19 protein-coding genes and 1 tRNA gene are annotated in these 17,111 nt (G+C 65.5%); 9 read left to right on the top strand and 11 right to left on the bottom strand.

The features are described from left to right. Positions 1-18 precede the first annotated feature (18 nt). From greB to J2T47_RS15725, 3 genes are read right to left on the bottom strand one after another with little or no spacing between them, the layout of a single operon-like run. On the bottom strand, positions 19-516 hold the full coding sequence (gene greB, locus J2T47_RS15735; RefSeq protein ID WP_045211475.1) for a transcription elongation factor GreB: 498 nt from the start codon (positions 514-516) through the stop codon (positions 19-21). A 41-nt stretch (positions 517-557) separates the two neighbouring features. Beyond that, entirely contained in the window at positions 558-3,059 is a 2,502-nt protein-coding gene (locus J2T47_RS15730) for an ABC transporter permease (RefSeq protein WP_253448492.1), read from the bottom strand. 13 nt (positions 3,060-3,072) lie between these two features. Then, a complete protein-coding gene (locus tag J2T47_RS15725; protein ID WP_253448489.1) occupies positions 3,073-3,756 on the bottom strand; it encodes an ABC transporter ATP-binding protein in 684 nt (227 codons plus the stop codon). 10 nt (positions 3,757-3,766) lie between these two features. On the opposite strand from J2T47_RS15725, the gene J2T47_RS15720 reads away from it, so the two are divergent. The 3 genes from J2T47_RS15720 to J2T47_RS15710 all read left to right on the top strand — a co-directional run bounded on the left by J2T47_RS15720 (position 3,767) and on the right by J2T47_RS15710 (position 5,768). Further along, positions 3,767-4,372 (top strand): arylesterase, encoded by a 606-nt coding sequence (locus tag J2T47_RS15720; protein ID WP_253449013.1) that lies wholly within the window; start codon positions 3,767-3,769, stop codon positions 4,370-4,372. 60 nt (positions 4,373-4,432) lie between these two features. Next, positions 4,433-4,711: a hypothetical protein gene (locus J2T47_RS15715; RefSeq protein WP_081518646.1), complete on the top strand. Its 279-nt coding sequence runs from the start codon at positions 4,433-4,435 to the stop codon at positions 4,709-4,711. 73 nt (positions 4,712-4,784) lie between these two features. Then, on the top strand, positions 4,785-5,768 hold the full coding sequence (locus J2T47_RS15710; protein WP_045211466.1) for a L,D-transpeptidase family protein: 984 nt from the start codon (positions 4,785-4,787) through the stop codon (positions 5,766-5,768). Positions 5,769-5,914: 146 nt separating this feature from the next. On the opposite strand, the gene oprI is transcribed toward J2T47_RS15710, so the two are convergent. Both oprI and J2T47_RS15700 read right to left on the bottom strand, forming a co-directional pair. After that, the gene (oprI, locus tag J2T47_RS15705; RefSeq protein WP_017517003.1) at positions 5,915-6,166 is read right to left on the bottom strand and encodes an outer membrane lipoprotei OprI; all 252 of its coding nucleotides are present in this window, start codon (positions 6,164-6,166) and stop codon (positions 5,915-5,917) included. A 413-nt stretch (positions 6,167-6,579) separates the two neighbouring features. Next, positions 6,580-6,669 (bottom strand) — tRNA-Ser (locus tag J2T47_RS15700). Positions 6,670-6,842: 173 nt separating this feature from the next. Here J2T47_RS15700 and earP point away from each other — a divergent pair. Both earP and efp read left to right on the top strand, forming a co-directional pair. Further along, the gene (gene earP / locus J2T47_RS15695; RefSeq protein WP_253448486.1) at positions 6,843-7,970 is read left to right on the top strand and encodes an elongation factor P maturation arginine rhamnosyltransferase EarP; all 1,128 of its coding nucleotides are present in this window, start codon (positions 6,843-6,845) and stop codon (positions 7,968-7,970) included. A gap of 42 nt (positions 7,971-8,012) precedes the next feature. Next, a complete protein-coding gene (gene efp / locus J2T47_RS15690) occupies positions 8,013-8,579 on the top strand; it encodes an elongation factor P (RefSeq protein WP_138521874.1) in 567 nt (188 codons plus the stop codon). Positions 8,580-8,644: 65 nt separating this feature from the next. On the opposite strand, the gene J2T47_RS15685 is transcribed toward efp, so the two are convergent. The 3 genes from J2T47_RS15685 to J2T47_RS15675 form a co-directional block, all read right to left on the bottom strand. Next, positions 8,645-9,073, bottom strand: coding sequence for an organic hydroperoxide resistance protein (locus tag J2T47_RS15685; protein ID WP_138214829.1), 429 nt, complete (start codon positions 9,071-9,073; stop codon positions 8,645-8,647). Between the two features lie 186 nt (positions 9,074-9,259). Beyond that, positions 9,260-9,709, bottom strand: coding sequence for a MarR family winged helix-turn-helix transcriptional regulator (locus tag J2T47_RS15680; protein ID WP_253448482.1), 450 nt, complete (start codon positions 9,707-9,709; stop codon positions 9,260-9,262). 62 nt (positions 9,710-9,771) lie between these two features. Continuing rightward, positions 9,772-10,728, bottom strand: a complete 957-nt coding sequence (locus tag J2T47_RS15675; RefSeq protein ID WP_253448479.1) for a LysR family transcriptional regulator — start codon at positions 10,726-10,728, stop codon at positions 9,772-9,774. Positions 10,729-10,833: 105 nt separating this feature from the next. Between J2T47_RS15675 and J2T47_RS15670 the strand changes: the two genes are divergently transcribed. Beyond that, entirely contained in the window at positions 10,834-11,580 is a 747-nt protein-coding gene (locus J2T47_RS15670; RefSeq protein ID WP_253448475.1) for a sulfite exporter TauE/SafE family protein, read from the top strand. A 6-nt stretch (positions 11,581-11,586) separates the two neighbouring features. On the opposite strand, the gene J2T47_RS15665 is transcribed toward J2T47_RS15670, so the two are convergent. Continuing rightward, entirely contained in the window at positions 11,587-12,438 is an 852-nt protein-coding gene (locus tag J2T47_RS15665) for a LysR family transcriptional regulator (protein WP_253448472.1), read from the bottom strand. A 94-nt stretch (positions 12,439-12,532) separates the two neighbouring features. Between J2T47_RS15665 and J2T47_RS15660 the strand changes: the two genes are divergently transcribed. The 3 genes from J2T47_RS15660 to J2T47_RS15650 all read left to right on the top strand — a co-directional run bounded on the left by J2T47_RS15660 (position 12,533) and on the right by J2T47_RS15650 (position 14,593). Then, positions 12,533-12,766 (top strand): DUF1127 domain-containing protein, encoded by a 234-nt coding sequence (locus tag J2T47_RS15660; protein WP_437180987.1) that lies wholly within the window; start codon positions 12,533-12,535, stop codon positions 12,764-12,766. 75 nt (positions 12,767-12,841) lie between these two features. Continuing rightward, positions 12,842-13,312 (top strand): DUF3291 domain-containing protein, encoded by a 471-nt coding sequence (locus J2T47_RS15655; protein ID WP_253448469.1) that lies wholly within the window; start codon positions 12,842-12,844, stop codon positions 13,310-13,312. 60 nt (positions 13,313-13,372) lie between these two features. Further along, on the top strand, positions 13,373-14,593 hold the full coding sequence (locus J2T47_RS15650) for a winged helix-turn-helix domain-containing protein (protein WP_253448465.1): 1,221 nt from the start codon (positions 13,373-13,375) through the stop codon (positions 14,591-14,593). 34 nt (positions 14,594-14,627) lie between these two features. Here J2T47_RS15650 and J2T47_RS15645 read toward each other — a convergent pair whose 3' ends face one another. Together J2T47_RS15645 and J2T47_RS15640 are read right to left on the bottom strand one after the other, a co-directional pair. Beyond that, positions 14,628-15,389, bottom strand: coding sequence for a M48 family metalloprotease (locus tag J2T47_RS15645; RefSeq protein WP_253448461.1), 762 nt, complete (start codon positions 15,387-15,389; stop codon positions 14,628-14,630). Between the two features lie 129 nt (positions 15,390-15,518). Then, on the bottom strand, positions 15,519-16,865 hold the full coding sequence (locus J2T47_RS15640) for a class II 3-deoxy-7-phosphoheptulonate synthase (RefSeq protein WP_253448458.1): 1,347 nt from the start codon (positions 16,863-16,865) through the stop codon (positions 15,519-15,521). Positions 16,866-17,111 lie beyond the last annotated feature (246 nt).

Below are 17,111 nucleotides of genomic sequence, written 5' to 3'. Positions count from 1 at the left end.
CTCCTACAGGGGTGGCGCTCAGGGATAATCGATTTCCACCACGAACCACAGCTTCTCGCCGGACGGGCTGCGCACCATCACCTCGGCGTCCAGCTCCTTGCCCACCAGGGCGCGGGCCAGCGGCGAGTCGATGCTGATGTGGTTGTTGCGCAGGTCCAGTTCGTCCGGGCCGACGATGCGGTAGCGGGCCTGTTCGCCGTCCTCGTCTTCCAGGGTGACCCAGGCGCCGAAGTAGACCTTGTTCGGGTCGGCCGGGCGCTCGCTGACCACCTTGCAGTTCTCCAGTCGCTTGCGCAGGAAGCGTACGCGGCTGTCGATCTCGCGCAGCATCTTCTTGCCGTAGGTGTACTCGGCGTTCTCCGAGCGGTCGCCTTGCGCGGCGGCCTCGCTGACCGACTGGGTCACCTGCGGGCGGCGTACGTTCCACAGCTCGTGCAGTTCGGCGCGCAGGCGCGCCTCGCCTTCGGGGGTGATCAGCGGGGTTCCGGCGGGGCGGGGCGGGCGGTAGCGGCTCATGGCATCCAGTGCGGCGAGAGTGATCGGGGGAGTCTACCCGATCAGCTCTCGCGCAGCAGGCGCAATGGGCTCACGTCGAGCGCGCGGCGGGTGCCCAGCAGGCCGGCGCCACCCACCAGCAGCGCACCCAGCACCGGCAGTCCCAGCAGCCAGGGATGCGGGCTCCAGGGCAGGTCGAACACCAGCCGGTAAAGCAGGTAGCTGATCAGCTCGCAGCCCAGCGCCGCCAGCAGGCCGCTGACCGCGCCGAGCAGGGCGAATTCGCTGCGCCGCGTGCGCATCAGCAGACCGCGTTCGGCGCCCAGTGCGCGCAGCAGGGCACCCTGGCGCAGGCGCTCATCGAGGGTCGCCTGCAGGCCGGCGAACAGCACCACGAAGCCCGCGGCGAGGACGAACACCAGCACGTACTCCACCGCCAGCGTCACCTGGTCGAGGATGCTGCGCAGTTGTGCCAGCAGCGCGTCCACCGGCAGCAGGGTGACGGTGGGGTAGGCGCGGGCCAGTTCGATCAACTGGCGTTCCGCAGTGGCCGGCAGATAGAAGCTGGTCAGGTAGGTTACCGGCAGGTCGGTCAGGGTGCCGGGCTCGAAGACCATGAAGAAGTTGGGCTGGAAGTTGTCCCATTTCACCGAGCGCAGGCTGCGGATCTGCGCTTCGCGGGTCTGCCCGGCGACGGTGAAGCTCAGGTGATCGCCGACCTTGAGGCCGAGGTTGCCGGCGAGCTTTTCTTCCACCGAGACGCCCGGCAGGCCGCTCTTGTCGCCAGCCGTCCACCATTCGCCGGCGACTATCTGGTTGCCCGCCGGCAGGCGCGCCGACCAGGTCAGGCCGAGGTCCCGGTGCAGCGCGCGTTCGCTGCGCACGTCTTCCTTCAATGTCTGGACGGGCTTGCCGTTCACCGCCACCAGCCGGCCAGGCACCATTGGATAGAGGTCTTCGGCGTTGGGCGAGAGTGCTTTTACGCGCTGCTCGAAGCCGTCTTTCTCGGCCGGCAGGATGTTCAGGGCGAAGTGGTTTGGCGCATTGGGTGGCAACTGGGAATGCCAGGTGTCCAGCAGTTCTCCGCGTAGCAGGGCGATCAGCGCCATGGCCAGCAGGATCAGGCCGAAGGCGAGGCTCTGCCCGGCGGCGGCCAGCGGGTAGCGCAGCAGCTGGCCCAGGCCCAGGCGCCACGGCAGGCTGGCGCCCTGGAGGGCGCGGCGCAGGCCACGCAGGGCCAGCAGCAGGATGAAACCGAGGATCACCGCAGCGATGGCGCCGCCGCCGAGCAGGGCGAGGGTGAGTTTCAGGTCCAGGCTCAGGCGCCACATGATCAGGCCGAGGGCGAGCAGCGCACAGCCGTAGGCGGCCCAGGTGCGCATCGGTACGGGCAGCAGGTCGCTGCGCAGTACTCGCAGCGGCGGCACGCGGCCGAGGGCGGCGAGCGGTGGCAGGGCGAAGCCGGCGAGGGCGACCAGTCCGGTCGCCATGCCGGCGAGCGCGGGAACGATGCCGGCTTCGGGAATTTCCGGTGGCAACAGGTTGCCCAGCAGGTGCATCAGGCCCAGTTGCGCGAGCCAACCAAGGAAGGCGCCGCAGACGCTGGCGACCAGTCCCAGCGTAAGCAGTTGGCTGCCATACAGCAGAAGGGCTTCGCGGCGCGACAGGCCCAGGCAGCGCAGCAGGGCGCTGGCGTCGAAGCGGCGGCTGGCGAAGCGGTTGGCCGACAGCGCCACGGCCACGCCGGCCAGCAGCACGGCAGCAAGGCTGGCGAGGTTCAGGTAGCGTTCGGCGCGGCCCAGGGCGTCGCCGATCTGGCGGTTGCCATGATGGGCGTCCTGCAGTTCCTGGTTGGCGGCGAGGTTGCCCTGGGTCGCTTGCCGATAGGTTTGCAGGGCGTCGTGCGCGCCGCCCCAGAGGTCGCGATAGCGCACCCGGCTGCCGGGCTGCACCACGCCGGTGGCGTCCAGGTCGTGCAGGCTCATCATTACGCGTGGGGTCAGGCTGTAGAAGTCGCCGGCGCGGTCCGGTTCGTAGGTCAGCACGCGGGCTATACGCAGGGACTTGCGGCCGATGTCGACGCTGTCGCCGATCTTCAGGTCGAGGCTGGCCAGCAGGCGCGACTCGACCCAGATGTCGCCCGGCGCCGGGCGGCCGCCTTCGACTTCCGGCTGCAAGGGGGCTGGTGCGCTCTTCAGTTCACCGCGCAGGGGATAGCTGTCGCCGACGGCTTTCACGCTGCTCAGCTGGATGCCGTTGTCGGTGGCCACCACGCTGGAGAATTCCACGCTCTGCGCATGCTGCAGGCCGAGCTTGAGGCCGCGGTCGATCTGTTCCGGCTGAGCCGGCTGGGTGCCGGTGAGCACCAGGTCGGCGCCGAGGAACTCGGCGGCGCGTACTAGCATCGCGCCGTTCAATCTTGCGCTGAAATAGCCGATGGCGGAGCTGGCCGCCACCGCCACCAGCAGGGCGAAGAACAGCACGCGCAGTTCGCCGCTGCGGCCCTCGCGCCACAGTTGGCGCAGGGACAGGCGGAACAGGTTGGGCAGCGACAATGGCTTCATCGGCTCTCGTCCGTCAGGGTTCGACGTGGTCGATCAGGTGGCCGCTTTCCAGGCGGATATGGCGCTGGCAGCGGTGGGCGAGGCGCTCGTCGTGGGTGACCAGGACGAGGGTGGTGCCGCGCTCGCGGTTCAGCTCGAAGAGCAGGTCGCTGATGCGTTCGCCGGTGTGGGTGTCGAGGTTGCCGGTGGGTTCGTCGGCGAACAGTACGTCCGGTTCGGCAGCGAAGGCGCGGGCGATGGCGACCCGCTGCTGCTCGCCACCGGAAAGCTGGCGCGGATAGTGGGTCAGGCGCTGGCCAAGGCCGACCCGATCCAGCAGCTCGCGGGCGCGCTGCTCGGCGTCTTTGCGGCCGTCCAGCTCCAGCGGCAGCATGACGTTCTCCAGCGCATTGAGGCTGTCGAGCAACTGGAAGGACTGGAAGACGAAGCCGACATGGGCGGCGCGGACCCGCGCGCGCTGGTCTTCATCGAGACTGCCCAGGGTGTGGCCGAGCAGGACGATCTCGCCGCCGCTGGGCAAGTCCAGCCCGGCAAGCAGGCCGAGCAGGGTGGATTTTCCCGAGCCGGAGCTGCCGACGATGGCGAGGCTGTCGCTGCGGGCGAGGTCGAGGGAGAGGTCGTGAAGGATGGTCAGCTTGCCTTCCGCGCTGGAAACAACCTTGCTAAGGTTCCGCGCGGTGAGAATGCTTTCGCTCATGGAGAATCCGATGCGTGCATGGCTAATGGGCGGCTGCCTGGCGTTGCTTCTGATCACGCAGCAGGCCGCGGCGCAGACGCTGTTGGTCGTCGGCGATAGTATCAGCGCCGGTTTGGGGCTGGATACCAGCCTGGGCTGGGTCAGCCTGCTGGACAAGCGTCTGAAGGAGCAGGGTTTTGACTATCAGGTGGTGAATGCGTCGATCTCCGGCGATACCACGGCAGGAGGCCTGGCGCGGCTGCCGGCGCTGCTTTCGGAGCAGAAGCCGAAGCTGGTGGTGATCGAGCTGGGCGGCAACGATGGCCTGCGCGGAATGGCTCCGGCGCAATTGCAACAGAATCTTAGCGGCATGGTTGAGCAGTCGCGGAAGTCGGGCGCCAAGGTGATTCTGCTGGGCATGCGCCTGCCGCCCAACTACGGGCAGCGCTACACCGACGCATTCGCCAAGGTCTTCGACAGCGTGGCGAGCCAGCAGAAGATTCCGCTGGTGCCGTTCTTCCTCGAAGGGGTAGGGGGTGTGCAGGGCATGATGCAGGCCGACGGCATCCATCCGGCAGTGGCGGCGCAGCCTAAACTGCTCGACAACGTGTGGCCGGCGCTCAAGCCTCTGCTGTGACAAGAGGCTTCCCCGCGCCCGGCCTTTCGGCTATGTTTGCGCACCCTTCTGGAACCCCCTATGTCGCGCCCCGCCTGGACCCTCTTCGCCTACCAGCTGATCGAGCCCGATGAGCAGCTGGACCTGTTCGCCTGCCGCGAGGTCCGGGTTCATCTGGTCGCGCGCCAGCTGGAGCTGGGAACCCCGGCCGACCGCACGCTGTGCGGCAGCCTGCTGCCGGCGCAGCCGATGTGGCGCGGAGCCGAGAAGCCGTTGCTGCGTGATCGTCGAATCTGCGCAGCCTGTCTGAAACAACTCGAAGAGGAAAAGCGCGGCGCGCGAAGTTCCTGGCTCATCTGATATCTCCCGTTGACGGAGCTTGCGGTGGTAAACTGATCACCCTTTGCTCATTGCTCACGTCAAGGATCCTCGGATGTTGTCGCGCGTCATTGCCGCCTGCTCGCTGTCCCTCGCCGCGCTGCTCTCGGCCGGCCCCGTTTCCGCCATTGAATTGCCGCTGCCGGCGCCCGGCGACGATATCGTCGGCCAGGTCCAGGTCATCAAGGCCAAGTACGAAGACACCTTCGCCGACCTCGGCGAGAAGTACGGCCTCGGCTACTCCGAGATGATCGCCGCCAACCCGGGCGTCGACGCCTGGCTGCCGGGCGTGGGCACCGAGGTCATCATTCCGACCCGTTTCGTCCTGCCGGCCGGTCCGCGCGAGGGCGTGGTGATCAACCTCGCCGAGTACCGCCTGTACTACTTCCCCAAGGACAAGAACGTCGTCTACACCTACGCCCTGGGCATCGGTCGTGAAGGCTGGGGTTCGCCGGTGGGCAGCACCAGCGTGATCGCCAAGACCAAGGACCCGGCCTGGTACCCGCCGGCGTCGATCCGCGCCGAGCACGCCGCCGATGGCGACCCGCTGCCGACCGTGGTGCCGCCGGGTCCGGATAACCCGCTGGGTCCGTACAAGATGAGCCTGGGCTTCCACGGCTACCTGATCCACGGTTCGAACAAGAAGTTCGGCATCGGCACCCGCACCAGCCACGGCTGCTTCCGCATGTACAACTGGGATGTGACCCAGCTCTTCTCGATGATTCCGGTGGGCACCAAGGTGCGCATCATCAACGAGCCTTACAAGTTCGGTCGCAGCGAAGGCAAGATCTACCTTGAGGCCCACGCGCCCATCGATGACAACGGCGACCCGTCCGTGGTCGACAAGCACACCGCGGTGATCAACGCCCTGCTCAAGCGCGAAGACATCGCCAGCCAGATGCAGATGGACTGGAACGTGGTGCGTGAAGTGGTTGCCGCCGAGGATGGCCTGCCGGTTGCCATTGCCCAGCCGCAGCAAGTGCAGCAGGGTGGTTCGGTTGCCGCCACGGTTGACCAGGACGCCGTGCCGCTGCAGTAACTGGCAGCGCGCACCAGGAAGCCCGCCGACCGTTACCGGTCGAGCGGGCTTTTTGTTGCCCGCCTGTTTTGCCGCGGAGAGCAAACGGCGGGCATAAAAAAACCGACCCCGAGGGGTCGGTTTTTTCGAACAGATCCGAAGATCTATTACTTGCGGCTGGCTTTGTCCAGCATACGCAGGGCGCGCTCGTTAGCCTCGTCAGCGGTCTGCTGGGCTTTCTGAGCGGCGGCCAGAGCTTCGTCAGCCTTGCGATAGGCTTCATCGGCACGGGCTTGAGCGCGAGCAGCGGCGTCTTCAGTAGCGGTCAGACGTGCTTCGGTTTCTTTCGAGTGGCTGCTGCAACCGGTGGCCAGAACAGCAGCCAGAGCCAGAGCAGAGAATTTCAGAACGTTGTTCATCGTGTTCCCCTTAAGGTGGACATTTCCATTAAAAGCAATCTCCCATGACTGGGAAATTAGCCGGACTACATAGTACTCATTACTTGTAGTAAGTAAACTGACCAAGCGCAAGTACGGCACTTTTTTTTCATGTTACGGGCACTGTTAGCAGTTGTGCGAGGCCGATTTGGGCAAAAACTGTCCAATCTGGCAAAGGAGTGTTGCCAACAGGTGTCAGACGGTGCCTGAGGCGGGTTTCCGGCCAGTGGAACCAAGCTGTCAGATGACTGTCGACAATGGTCGAACAACTGTTTAATCGCCGTTGTGCATTTGTCCAACTGACAACTTGCAACTAGGCCGCAACAGGTGAAGAAAGTGTGAAGCTGGAAACGAAAAAGCCCGGCTAATTGCTTAGCCGGGCTTTTTCATGAATCTGGCGGTGAGGGAGGGATTCGAACCCTCGATACGATTTCTCGTATACACACTTTCCAGGCGTGCTCCTTCAACCGCTCGGACACCTCACCAGATTTCTCGACAGCGCTGTGTCTGTCGAGGCGCGCACTTTACTCAAAGGTTTCCTCCTTGGCAAATCTTTTTTGAAAATTTTTTCCAAGGGATTCATCGGCTTAAGGAGCATGGCCGGGATCGCGGGTACACTGGCGCCTTCTGAGGCACGCTCTGGTACGTAGGAATGCGCATGGCCAGCTGGGACATCTTCTGCAGCGTAGTCGACAACTATGGCGATATCGGCGTCACCTGGCGGCTGGCCCGCCAACTGGCCGGAGAGCATGGCCAGCAGGTGCGCCTGTGGGTCGACGACCTGGCGGCTTTCGTGCGCATCTGTCCGGCAGCCGATGGTGCGGCAGCGTCACAGCAGCAATCAGGAGTGGACGTTTGCCTGTGGTCCGGGCCCTGGCAGGACACTCCTGCGGCGGACGTGGTCGTCGAGGCTTTCGCCTGTGAGCTGCCGGCTGCCTATATAGAGGCCATGCGTGAGCGGCAGACGCCTGCCCTGTGGTTGAACCTGGACTACCTCAGTGCCGAGTCCTGGGTGGAATCCTGTCACGGTTTGCCGTCGATGCAGGCCAGCGGCTTGCAGAAGTATTTCTATTTCCCCGGTTTCACTCCGGCCACCGGCGGCCTGCTGCGTGAGGGCGATCTGATCGCCCGGCGCGATGCCTTTCAGGGCGATCCGGAGGCCAGCCTGGGTTTCCTGGCGGGTCTTGGCGTGCGTCCCCGGGCCCATGAGCGGCGCATCTCGCTGTTTGCCTATGAGAATTCCGCTCTGGGCGGCTGGCTGGAGACCCTGGCTGCGAGCGCCGCCGCAACCTTGCTGCTGGTGCCCGAGGGGAGAGTGCTTGCCGACGTCGAGCGCTGGGCAGGACGGGAACTGGCGGCCGGCGATCAGTATCAGCGTGATTCCCTGCGCGTGCAGGTGCTGCCCTTCGTGCGGCAGGAGGATTACGACCCGCTGTTGTGGAGTTGCGATTTCAACGCGGTCCGCGGCGAGGATTCCTTTGTGCGGGCGCAATGGGCAGGGCGGCCTTTCGTCTGGCACATCTACCAGCAGGACGAGGATATTCACCTGGAGAAGCTGGAAGCTTTCCTGAATCTGTTCGGTGAGGGGATGGATGAGGCGCTGCAGTCGGATCTGGGGGCTTTCTGGATGGCCTGGAATGGCCGGGGTGATGCCGGCATCGCCTGGCGAGAGTTGGAAAAACGGCTGCCCGAATGGGGCGCGTGGATTGGCGATTGGCAGCGCCGACTGACCGAACAAACCGATCTTGCCGCGGGGCTGGTGCGTTTTTATACAAATTGGCTATGATATGGCCCCTGATTTTTGTCTCCAATCCAATCGGATAATCGTATGAAAACCGCACAAGAGTTCCGCGCTGGCCAGGTTGCCAACATCAACGGCACCCCCTGGGTAATCCAGAAGGCCGAGTTCAACAAATCCGGCCGTAACTCTGCGGTCGTCAAGATGAAGCTGAAGAACCTGCTGACCGGCGCTGGCACCGAGACCGTGTTCAAGGCCGACGACAAGCTGGAGCCGATCATCCTCGATCGCAAGGAAGTGACCTACTCCTACTTCGCGGACCCGCTGTATGTCTTCATGGACACCGAGTTCAACCAGTACGAGATCGAAAAGGGTGACCTGGAAGGCGTGCTGACCTTCATCGAAGACGGCATGACCGACGTCTGCGAAGCCGTTTTCTACAACGAGAAAGTCATTTCCGTTGAACTGCCGACCACCATCGTTCGCGAAATCGTCTACACCGAGCCGTCTGTCCGTGGCGACACTTCCGGCAAGGTGATGAAGACCGCTCGCCTGAAGAACGGTGCTGAAGTCCAGGTTTCCGCCTTCTGCGAAATCGGCGACTCGATCGAGATCGATACCCGCACTGGCGAGTACAAGTCCCGCGTCAAGGCCTGAGCCTGATCCGCGACACAAAAAAGCCCGGCTGATGCCGGGCTTTTTCGTTTCTGCCTTTCGTGGAATCACACGCTGACGTTCAGCCGCACGTCGATGTTGCCGCGGGTGGCGTTGGAGTAGGGGCAGACCTGGTGAGCCTTGGCGACCAACTCTTCAGCCTCGGCCTGATCCAGGCCCGGCAGGTTGATGTTCAGTTCCACTTCCAGGCCAAAGCCGCCGGGGATCTGGCCGATGCCGACCTTGCCGGTGATCGAGGCGTCTGCCGGGATCTGCTTCTTGCTCTGGCTGGCGACGAACTTGATGGCGCCGATGAAGCAGGCCGAGTAGCCGGCAGCGAACAGCTGTTCCGGGTTGGTGGCTTCGCCGCCCGCGCCGCCCAGTTCACGCGGAGTGGACAGTTTCACGTCGAGGATGCCGTCCGAGGAGACGGCGCGGCCGTCACGGCCTCCGGTGGCGGTAGCGGTGGCGGTGTAGAGGGCTTTGATGGTTTGCATGGTGGTCTCCGGTTCGCTGTCAGGTATGTCTGGTCAGGTATGTCTGGTCGGGAATGTCTGGCTGCTTAATATCTTGTGCGCTAAGCAGTTCGTGAGGTGAAAGTTAGTTCGATTTAATTTAGTGCGCAAGATAAATGTTGGAAAATTTCTGACTAAGGGACCTGCAGCTTTGGCATAAGCCCCGGATTACGGGGCTTGCAGGTTTCCGCGCAGGTCCACGAGCTCCTCCTGGAGGCGCTTCAGACTGTCCAACGTTAGACCGCTGCTGGCCAGGATGCAGGCCGGAATGCTCTCCGCCTGTCGGCGCAGCTCACGGCCCTTGTCGGTCAGGCGCAGTTGCACCACGCGCTCGTCCGCCTGGCTGCGGGTGCGGGTGATCAGGCCCTCGGCCTCCAGGCGCTTGAGCAGGGGGGTGAGGGAGCCGGGGTCGGTGAGCATGCGCGAGCTGATCTCGCCCACGGTGATGCCGTCTTCCTCCCACAGCACCAGCATGGCGATGTACTGCGGGTAGGTGAGGCCCAGCGCCTGCAGCAGGGGCTTGTAGACCTTGGTCATCTGCAGGGAGGTGGAGTAGAGGGCGAAGCACAGCTGGTTATCCAGCTTGAGGGCTTCGCAGGTCGGGTCTTGCTGGGTCATGGCGTGCTCCTGGCGGGGCGCTCGAAGCGAAGAGCTGATTGCGCATTAATTTAGCGCGATGGTTAATTCTTGAACAGTGCTTCCGCAAGGTCCGCATCCCAGGGTGGCGGGAAGCCGAAGCGCTCCAGCAGGAAGGCCAGCAGGCGTTCACTGCGCGGGTGGGTGCCGCGCTCCAGGCGTAGCGCGTGGATGACGCCGGGCTCCGGTTCGGGCAGGCCGTTCTCGCAGAACAGCGGCAGCAACTGGCCGCTGATCAGGTATTCGCTGCACAGCCAGGTGGGCAGGTGAGCAAGGCCGATGCCTTGCAGCGCACCTTCCACCAACGTTTCCGCATTGTTGGCGGTCATCCGCAGTCGGCGTGGCCGCAGGTGCTGCAAGTTGCCGTCGATGAAAAAGCGCCAGGCCAGCGGCGGCGCGAGGCCTTCCCAGTCGAGGCCGATGTGCTCTGGCAGCTCCAGTGGCGAGGCCGGCCTGCCGTGCTGCTGCAGGTAGGCGGGGCTGGCACAGACGATTCGCCGCATGGGTGCCAGGCGCGTGGCGACCAGGCGGCTGTCGGGCAAGGTGCCGATACGCAGGACCAGATCGACCTGACCAAGGTTTTCCCCGCGGGTGTCGGTGAAGCTGTCGATCAGCCGCAGTTGCACGTCGAGGCCGGGGTTGGCGGTGAGGAAGTCCGCCAGCGCCGGGGCCAGGTGACGACGACCGAAAGGCACGGGGGCGTCGATGCGGATCAGGCCTTCCGGCGCGGTGCTCAGGGATACCGCCTCCGCCCGCGCCTGGCGTAACTCGATGACGATCCGCCGAGCTCGCTCGGCGAACGCCAAGCCCGCCGGTGTGGCGCGCACGTTGTGGGTGCTGCGCACCAGCAGGGTCGAGCCCAGCCCCTGTTCCAGCGCGTCCATGCGCCGCGCTACTGCCGATGGGGTTAACTGGCGCAGCCGGGCGGCGGCAGAAAAGCTGCCGTTATCGAGCACATCGAGATAGAGGTCGAGCTGGTCTTCGAGGCTGGAAGGGTTCATCGCGGGTTATGGCTTTGCGAAAAGGGCAAAGCCATTGTGCTGCGCTTTGCGTTTCCCATCCAGCCGGGGTTTTCTAGCATGGACACCTTGTTGTGGAGGTGCGTCATGTGGGACCTGGTCCTGGACTTTCTGCTGGGCGTCGTGCTGGGCAGCCTGGGTGGGCTGTTCGGAATCGGCGGCGGGTTGCTGGCGATTCCGGCGCTGGGCGTGCTGTTCGGGCTGGATCAGCAACTGGCGCAGGGCACCGCGCTGGTAATGGTGGTGCCGAACGTGCTGCTGGCGATCTGGCGTTACCACCAGCGCAACCGTATCGACTTCGCCCAGGCCGGCGTGCTGGCGCTGACTGGCCTGGTCTGCGCGTTCTTCGCTTCGAGCATTGCAGTGAACCTGGATGCCCGCAGCATGCGCACCGCCTTCGTGGTCTTTCTCGTGCTGCTGGCCCTGTATCTGCTGGTGCGCCTGTTCCAGCGTGTTCCCCAGGGCGGCAGCACGCCGCGCTACGGCCTGCCGTGGATGGGGGTCTTGGGGCTGGGCGCTGGTTCTCTCGGCGGGCTGTTCGGCGTGGGCGGAGGGGTATTGGCGACGCCGGTGCTGACGTCCGTCTTCGGCCTGACCCAGGTGATTGCCCAGGGGCTCGCGCTGGCACTGGCAGCGCCCAGCACAGGCGTGGCGCTGGCGACCTATGCGGTGCACGGCCATGTGGACTGGCGCATGGGCAGCGCGCTGGCGCTGGGCGGGCTGGTGAGCATTTCCTGGGGCGTACGCCTGGCCCATGCATTGCCCGAGCGTCAGCTGCGCATGGCCTTCAGCGCATTCCTGATCGTCTGCGCGGCGTTGCTGGCAGTGCGCTGAGCCGTCTTACGAGCGGAAGCCCTCGACGATGTACTCGGCGAGCTTGTCGGTCACCGGGGTCATCTTCTGCCCGCGCAGCAGCACGATGCTGGCGTTGGGCAGCACCGGCAGGCCCTCGTCCTCACCGATGATGCGCAGATTGCCAGTGAGCAGGCTCTGCAGTTGCGCCGTGACCGCCAGCCCGGCGCTGGCCACGGCGAACAGCGCCGACAGGCTCGGGCTGCTGTAGGCGATGCGGTAGTCCACCTCCATCGCCTCCAGCGCGTTGCAGGCCCAGGCGCGGCAGAAGCAGGCGGTGTTGAACATCGCCAACGGCAGCGGGCGCTGCTCCTGCGGGCAGAAGCTCTCGGCGGCCATCCAGACGAAGGACTCCTGGCGAAGCAACTGGCCGATCTCGGTGCCCGGTTCGCGGGTGACGATGGACAGGTCCAGGTCATTGCGCATCAGCAGTTGCGCTGAGGAGTCGCAATGGACTTCCACCTGCACCAGCGGGTAGGCCTCGGCGAAGCGCGAGAGGATGCTGGGCAGGAAGCGCATCACGTAGTCATCGGGCGTGCCGATCTTCACCGAACCGACCATGTGCGGCTGGCGGAAGGTGTTGAACACCTCGCCCTGCAACCGCAGGATGCGCCGCGCGTAACCCAGCAGGATCTGCCCCTCCGGCGTCAGTCGCACCTGGCGACCGTCGCGCTCGAACAGGCTGCGCTCCAGCACGTCCTCCTCCAGGCGTTTCATCTGCATGCTCACCGCCGACTGGGTGCGGTTGACCATCTCGGCCGCGCGGGTGAAGCCGCCGTGGTCGGCGATGGCGACGAAGGTGCGCAGCAGTTCGCTGTCGATGCTGGGGAAGCTGCTCATTCATCAATCTCCGAGATGGGTCGCATAAGAATGATTCGTTGGATTGATCTTAGCGCGAGCCTGAAACTGCATCCAACCCCACAGGGAGGGAAGCATGATGAAAGGTCAACTCGGTTTCGTAGCAGCGTCCTACCATGTCCATAAAGTGCCGGCCGCACCGTTGTGGAAGCGCGCCGTGCAACGTGTCCTGCACTGGCACGAACTGGCTCGCCAGCGCCGTGAACTGGCGACCATGAGCGATGAGGCGCTCAAGGACATCGGCCTGAGCCGTGCCGACATCCAGCAGGAAGTCGAGCGTCCGTTCTGGGCGGAGTATGTCCGCCGTTGATAGCACCGGGCGGCACGGATCCTCGCCGTGTCGTCCGCTTCTGCCAGCCCGTCCCGCCACATGACAAGGAAGCCCATGTCCACCCAGTACCATCTCGCCCAGGTCAACATCGCCAAGGCCCGCGCATCGCTGGATCATCCCCTGATGAAGGGGTTCGTCGATCAGCTCGATCACATCAACGCCCTCGCCGAGCGCAGCCCCGGTTTCGTCTGGCGCCTGCTGACGGAGGAGGGTGACGCCACCGCCATTCGCGTCTTCGACGACCCGCTGATCATCGTCAACCTGTCGGTGTGGGAATCGGTGGAGGCGCTGAAGGAGTATGTCTATGCCGGCGAGCACCTGCAGGTGCTGCGCAGCAAGCGCGACTGGATGGAGCGCCTGCCTTCGCCGAGCCTCGCGCTCTGGTGGCTGCCCGAAGGCGAATTGCCGGATGTGACGATGGCCCGCGAGCGGCTGGAGCGCCTGCGGTTGGAAGGCCCTTCGGCGGACGTCTTCACTTTTGCACGTCCCTTCCCGATGCCCACGCGACTCGGCGAACCGGCCTGATGCAGCCAGGCAGCGTGATTGGCGTTAGGCTCTAGGGCTCGCCCAGCCCCGGAGTCCACGATGCCGACCGTCGAATCCTTGTCCCTCAAGCAGGCCCGCCGACTGGCCCTGGCCGCCCAGGGCTTCACCCTGCGCAAGCCCGGCGGCGAGGTGCAGCGCCGCCATGTGCGCAGCCTGCTGGAGCGCCTGGGTGTGCTGCAGATCGACTCGGTGAACGCGCTGGTGCGCTCGCACTACCTGCCGCTGTTCTCTCGACTGGGCAACTACTCGCCGACGCTGCTGGAAGAAGCTGCCTGGAGTGGCGGACGGCATCGCCGGCTGTTCGAGTACTGGGGGCATGAAGCCTCGCTGCTGCCGCTGGAGCTCTACCCGCTGATGCGCTGGCGCATGCGCCGCGCGGCCGAGGGGCGCGGTATCTATCAACAGCTGGCGCGTTTCGGGCGTGAGCAGCAGCCGGTGATCCAGCGAGTGCTCGACGCCGTGCGCGAGCAGGGCGCGCTGGGAGCCGGCAGCCTGACCACCCGCGAAGAGCGCGCCGGCCCCTGGTGGGACTGGAGCGACGAGAAGCACGCGCTGGAGTGGCTGTTCGCCGCCGGGGAGGTGACGGTCGCCGGCCGGCGCGGCTTCGAGCGCCTGTACGACCTGCCGGAGCGCGTCCTGCCCGCCGGCCTGCTGCAACTGCCCGAGCTGGACGAAGGCGAGGCGCAGCGCCAGTTGCTGCTGCATTCGGCACAGGCGCTGGGTGTGGCTACCGAGAAAGACCTGCGTGATTACTTCCGCCTCGATCCCGCCGACAGCAAAGCGCGACTGGCCGAGCTGGTGGAGGCGGGCGATCTGCTGCCGGTACAGGTCCAGGGTTGGCAAGCCCCGGCGTACTGCCTCGCGGACCCGGTGATTCCGCGCAAGGTGCGCGCCAGTGCCTTGCTGTCGCCTTTCGATTCGCTGGTCTGGGAGCGCGCCCGCACCGAGCGACTGTTCGACTTCCGCTACCGTCTTGAGATCTACACGCCGCAGCACAAGCGGATTTACGGCTACTACGTGTTGCCATTCCTGTTCGACGAACGCCTGGCGGCGCGGGTCGATCTGCGCTCCGATCGCGCTGCCGGCAAGCTGGTGGTGCATGCCGTCCACGAAGAGGAAAAGGGGCTGGGCGAAGAGGGGCACGCCGCGCTGGCGCAGCAACTGGGCGAGCTGGCGAACTGGCTCGGGCTGGGGCGGGTGGCGGTGAACTGCCGGCGGCCGTCCGGCGAGCGCCTGCAAGGGTTGCTGGCGCAGGCCTGAGAACGAACGGGCCTCCGCAGAGGCCCGTCCAGGATCACTTGCCGCTGGCGATGCGCTGGCGGATGTGGTCCGCGCGCTGCTGCGAGCCGGGGTGCGAGTCGAACATGCTGCTCTCCTGGCCGCCGCTCAGCTTGGCCAGCTTGTCGAAGGCGGTGGCCAGGCCTTCCAGCGGGATGCCGCGCTTCTTCAGCAGGTCGAAGGAGTAGTCGTCGGCGGCCGACTCCTGGGACTGGGAGAACTGTGCGTTGACCAGTGCTTCACCGATTTCGCCCAGCTGCGACTGCGACAGCGCGGCCACGGTGGCATTGCCCGAGGCGGCAGCGGCGTTGCGAGCGGAGGCGGCTGCGTAGGCGGTCTGGGTGGCCTTCTTGATATGGCCCAGGGCGACGTGGCCGATCTCGTGGCCGACCACTCCTTCCACTTCGTTGTCGTTCATCAGGTCCATCAGGCCGGAGTAGACGCGCACGCAGCCGTTGGCCATGGCGAAGGCGTTGACATCGTCGGTGAGGTAGACCTTGTAGTTGACCGCGGTGCCGGTCAGCGGGTTGCCCAGTGCGGCGGCGATCTTGTCCAGGCGCTGGGTATAGGGGCTGGAGGCCGGCGCGATCTGCGCTTCGGCGTCCTGCTTGGCGCAGGCTTCCTCGGCGACCTGCTTGATCTCGGCGTCGCTCAGGGTGGCGGCCTTCACGGCCAGCATGCCGGACTGCATGAGGCTGTCGGTGTTCACGTTCTGGCAGCCGGAGAGGGCTGCGGCGGCGCCAATGACGAGGGCGAGGAGGGAGCGGTGCAGTTGCATCGGGGTCTTCCTTGGTTGACGGTTTCCATGGCGCGGCGGCTGCCGCGCGGGGCGCCACTCTAGGTAGGCGCCCCGGTACCGTCAATCAACGGAGGCAGTTTTAGGATTGCTCTGAGACCCGTGTCGGATTCAGCGGCGAACCTGCTTCAGGGTTTCCGCGATGAGGAAGGCCAGCTCCAGCGACTGGTCGGCGTTCAGGCGCGGGTCGCAGTGGGTGTGGTAGCGATCGCTCAGACCGTCCTCGGTGATCGGCCGCGCGCCGCCGATGCACTCGGTGACGTTCTGCCCGGTCATCTCGATGTGGATGCCGCCGGCGTAGCTGCCCTCGGCCTGGTGCACCTCGAAGAACTGCCGGACCTCGGCGAGGATGCGCGCGAAATCACGGGTCTTGTAGCCGCTGGAGGCCTTGATGGTGTTGCCGTGCATGGGGTCGGAACTCCACAGCACCTGCTTGCCCTCACGCTGCACGGTCTGGATCAGGCGTGGCAGGCCGTCGCCGACCTTGTCTGCGCCCATGCGCACGATGAGGTTGAGGCGGCCGGGTTCGTTGTCCGGGTTGAGGATGTCGATCAGGCGGATCAGCTCCTCGCTGTTCATGCTCGGGCCGACCTTCACGCCGATGGGGTTGCCGACGCCGCGGAGCATTTCCACATGGGCGCCGTCGAGCTGGCGGGTGCGGTCACCGATCCACAGCATGTGCGCCGAGCAGTCGTACCAGCCGCCGGTGAGGCTGTCGCGGCGGATGAAGGCTTCCTCGTAGTTCAGCAGCAGCGCTTCGTGGGCGGTGAAGAAACTGGTCTCGCGCAGTTGCGGGGCGGTATCCAGGCCGCAGGCGCGCATGAAGGCGAGGGTCTCGTCGATGCGGTCGGCCAGTTGCTGGTAGCGCTCGGACAGCGCCGAGTTGGCGATGAAGTCCAGGTTCCACTGGTGCACCTGGTGCAGGTCGGCGAAGCCGCCGCCGGCGAAGGCGCGCAGCAGGTTCAGCGAGGCGGTGGACTGGTGGTAGGCCTGCAGCAGGCGTTCCGGGTCCGGCACGCGGCTCTTCTCGTCGAAGCCGATGCCGTTGACGATGTCGCCGCGGTAGGCGGGCAGGGTCACGCCGCCGATGGTTTCATCGCCCGAGGAGCGCGGCTTGGCGAACTGCCCGGCCATGCGCCCGACCTTCACTACCGGACAGCCGGCGGCGAAGGTCATCACCACGGCCATCTGCAGCAGCACCTTGAAGGTGTCGCGGATCTTCGCTGCGGAGAACTCGGCGAAGCTTTCGGCGCAGTCGCCACCCTGCAGCAGGAAGGCGCGGCCGGCGGTGACCTCGGCGAACTGCCGGCGCAGCTCGCGCGCCTCGCCGGCGAACACCAGCGGCGGGAAGCTGGCCAGGGTGCGCTCGACGTCGCTCACGCGGTTGGCGTCGGGGTAGGCGGGCTGTTGCTGGATCGGCTTGCTTCTCCAGCTATCGGGGCTCCAGGGCAGGCTCATCGGCAGATCTTCGCGGCTGTGGACGGTATCCGCCCATGGTATCAGCTCGGCTTTTGCCCCGCGCGGCGCGGGTGGGGGGGAGGGAGAGGGGCGGACATCCTTGTCCAAGGGGAACGCTGGAAAACGATCAGCCGCCTGCGCAGCACGCGCGAGCGTACTGATGGCGAAATTACGCTGGGGCAGAGTGTCGCTGGGCTGAATCGCGCAGGGCGTTGTGCTGGTGCATGCTCGGTTGTGCCTCTTGGG

Origin of the sequence: Pseudomonas nitroreducens (genome assembly GCF_024170165.1) — a bacterium.
Lineage (GTDB): Bacteria > Pseudomonadota > Gammaproteobacteria > Pseudomonadales > Pseudomonadaceae > Pseudomonas > Pseudomonas nitroreducens_C.
The sequence above is the reverse complement of the archived record's forward strand: the minus strand, read 5'-3'. Positions and strand labels throughout refer to the sequence as shown.